4 protein-coding genes and 1 pseudogene are annotated in these 2,274 nt (G+C 57.2%); 3 read left to right on the top strand and 2 right to left on the bottom strand.

Going from position 1 to position 2,274, the window contains the following annotated elements; genetic code table 11:
• Both WA354_RS17945 and WA354_RS17940 read right to left on the bottom strand, forming a co-directional pair.
• Positions 1–220, bottom strand: a pseudogene (locus tag WA354_RS17945) (hypothetical protein); the annotation flags it as partial.
• Positions 207–710 carry a hypothetical protein gene (locus WA354_RS17940; protein ID WP_472814391.1) on the bottom strand — a complete coding sequence of 168 codons (504 nt, stop codon included), beginning with the start codon at positions 708–710 and terminating at the stop codon, positions 207–209. The gene WA354_RS17940 and the pseudogene WA354_RS17945, both read right to left, overlap by 14 nt.
• Before the next feature lie 267 nt (positions 711–977).
• Between WA354_RS17940 and WA354_RS17935 the strand changes: the two genes are divergently transcribed.
• The 3 genes from WA354_RS17935 to WA354_RS17925 form a co-directional block, all read left to right on the top strand.
• Positions 978–1,682, top strand: a complete 705-nt coding sequence (locus WA354_RS17935; RefSeq protein ID WP_472814390.1) for a TetR/AcrR family transcriptional regulator — start codon at positions 978–980, stop codon at positions 1,680–1,682.
• Positions 1,660–2,055, top strand: a complete 396-nt coding sequence (locus WA354_RS17930) for a DoxX-like family protein (RefSeq protein WP_472814389.1) — start codon at positions 1,660–1,662, stop codon at positions 2,053–2,055. The genes WA354_RS17935 and WA354_RS17930 overlap by 23 nt, the downstream gene beginning before the upstream one ends.
• Positions 2,039–2,274 (top strand): hypothetical protein (locus WA354_RS17925; protein WP_472814388.1); only part of this gene is annotated, 236 nt, incomplete at its 3' end. The genes WA354_RS17930 and WA354_RS17925, both read left to right, overlap by 17 nt.

Raw genomic sequence — 2,274 nt, 5'->3', positions numbered from 1 at the left:
TGAATCCGAGAGCGCGAAGCCGCTCGGAAAAGACGGTGTACTCGGCGTAGGAAGCAATCTCCGCGATAACGTCCACGTCGTAGGTTCCGCGCACAGGTGCGGCGGCCGGATCGTCGATCAGCAAACCGGTTGCGCAGCCGCCGACAAAGACAATTTCCGGGAGGAGCTGGCGTAATCTGTCAGCCGCCAGTTCCAGCAGTTCAAGATTAGGATTTGGCATTGGTGGGCATCTCCAACCTTCGCGTCAGCTCCTGACTCGCCAGGTTTCGTTCTCTGGCCCGCCCATTACGGAGAGCGTCCACCAGGGCCAGCAATTCATAGAGCCGCTCATCTTCCAATGCAGCTTCCGGGACATTCTTGTGGAGGGGCGCAAAGCTGTATCCACGAACCTTCCCATCCGCGTATGGCCAGACTGGCGGCAACTCGCCGGCATCAGAAATGGTTTTCGAAAGTGGAAGAGCGGCATAGCTCGTTGGAACCCCTCGGGTCGGCGCGCCGGTCTCGGCAGGAAAAGCATATCGAACTCCATGAATCAGGAATTCGAGCAGGGAGGAGCGGTTCAGGCGATCTCCGAGTTCCGGGCCTTGAACGAGGTGCGACGCCCGCGCACGTTTCACCGAAGCGTAGACCTCTGACGGATAGAGATGGAGTTCGTTCGCCAGGCGCAGGTACGGAGGCCGTTCGCTGTTCTCCAGCGAAAGCTTGAGCATGACAACGATATCGAGCGGCCTCAACATGGTCAGATTATACAATATTCAAATAAAATGAATGTTGAATTGAATGCACCTGGTACTCCCGCTAACACCGAATTGGGTGTAATTGGGTGCCTAATTGGGTGCTAATACTATCGTTTAGGGGTGTAGTAGCGACCGCGAGCCCAGGCCCAGATCAGCCCTAGTCCAAAAATGAACGCGTTCAAATAATCCTTGACATGCCGAACTGCTCGAGGCATTCTATTTTCGAACACGTTCAAAACAATGACAACAGCCACCTCGATCAAGAAATCCGAAGTCACTCGCGCCCGCATCCTCGACGTCGCACTGGACCTCTTCCGACACCAGGGATTTGAGGAAACCACGATGCGCGGGATCGCAGCCGCGGCTGGTGTGTCACTGGGATCGGCTTACTACTATTTTCAGTCGAAGGAAGACCTGGTGATGGCGTTCTATGAGCGGGCCACTGAGGCAATGACCCCCAGAATGGAAGCCGCTCTCGCCGGCGCGAGCCATTTCGAGGAAAAGGTGGAGGCCCTGATGGCGGTGAAGTTTGAATACTTCGAGCCGAATCGCACCTTCCTCGGCGCACTGCTGGGGCACTCGGCTGACCCGCAGAACCGTCTGTCACCGTTCAGCGAGGCAACGAGGCATATTCGGGAACGCGATGAGGCGTACTTTGCCCGAATGATTGACGAGTCCCGGGATGTACGGGTTCCGAAGGAACTTGCGCCGCATCTGCCGAAGTTGCTGTGGCTATATCAAATGGGCCTGATTCTGTATTGGATCTACGATCGCTCTCCAGGTCAGTGGCAAACGCGGATGTTGCGCAAAAAGAGCCTCGCGCTTCTGGTCAGCGGTTTGAAGATTTCTGGATTCGCGCTGTTGAAACCGCTGCGCTCGAAGATTGTAGATCTGATCGTTCTGGCCGAAGGAGGACAAGGCGATGACACTCCAAATGAGGCCTGATCCAAAACTGATTCGCGCCTCAATCGCAATTGTCTGGTTGTACGAAGGCTTGTGGTGCAAGCTTCTGGGCGGTGTGCCCCGGCACGCGGATGTGATTGCATCGGTACCCTTCATTGGCCCTGGGGCGGCTAGAGCGGCACTGATCGCCTTGGGCCTAGCCGAATGCGGTATCGCCGCGTGGGTCTTGTCTGGGCAGCGAATGCGCCAGGCGGCCCTAGTGCAGACTGTGCTGCTCGTCGCTATGAACGCAGGTGGAACGATCTGGGCGAGGCACCTGATTCCCGACCCTGGGGGCATGATCGTGCAGAACCTGGCTTTCCTGGTTTTGATTTGGATTGCAGCGGAGGATAGCCCCCATGTTTCACAGGCGTGAAACTGTCTCAACCCCGTGGCGGAGTGGCCCGTTCCGTGTTCAGGCTCATCCGCTCATTTTTGGGCAGACCTATGAGGACTGCGGCATCGAGTTGCGCGCCTTCAAACCGCAGAGCCGGGTTTTCGCCATCAGCGGAGCCGGGTATACGGCACGCGCTCTTGCAGCTGCCGGGCATCGCGTGACGGCGGTAGACATCGACCCGAATCAACTCGCTTACGC

Origin of the sequence: Occallatibacter sp. (assembly GCF_049802275.1) — a bacterium.
Taxonomy (GTDB): domain Bacteria; phylum Acidobacteriota; class Terriglobia; order Terriglobales; family Acidobacteriaceae; genus Telmatobacter.
Note: the sequence above shows the minus strand (reverse complement) of the source record. Positions and strands in the feature narration are given on the sequence as shown.

Coding starts and splice junctions, on each gene's coding strand:
- WA354_RS17935 (WP_472814390.1), top strand. CDS start 978: ATGACAACAGCCACCTCGATCAAGAAATCCGAAGTCACTCGCGCCCGC.
- WA354_RS17940 (WP_472814391.1), bottom strand. CDS start 710: ATGCTCAAGCTTTCGCTGGAGAACAGCGAACGGCCTCCGTACCTGCGC.
- WA354_RS17930 (WP_472814389.1), top strand. CDS start 1,660: ATGACACTCCAAATGAGGCCTGATCCAAAACTGATTCGCGCCTCAATC.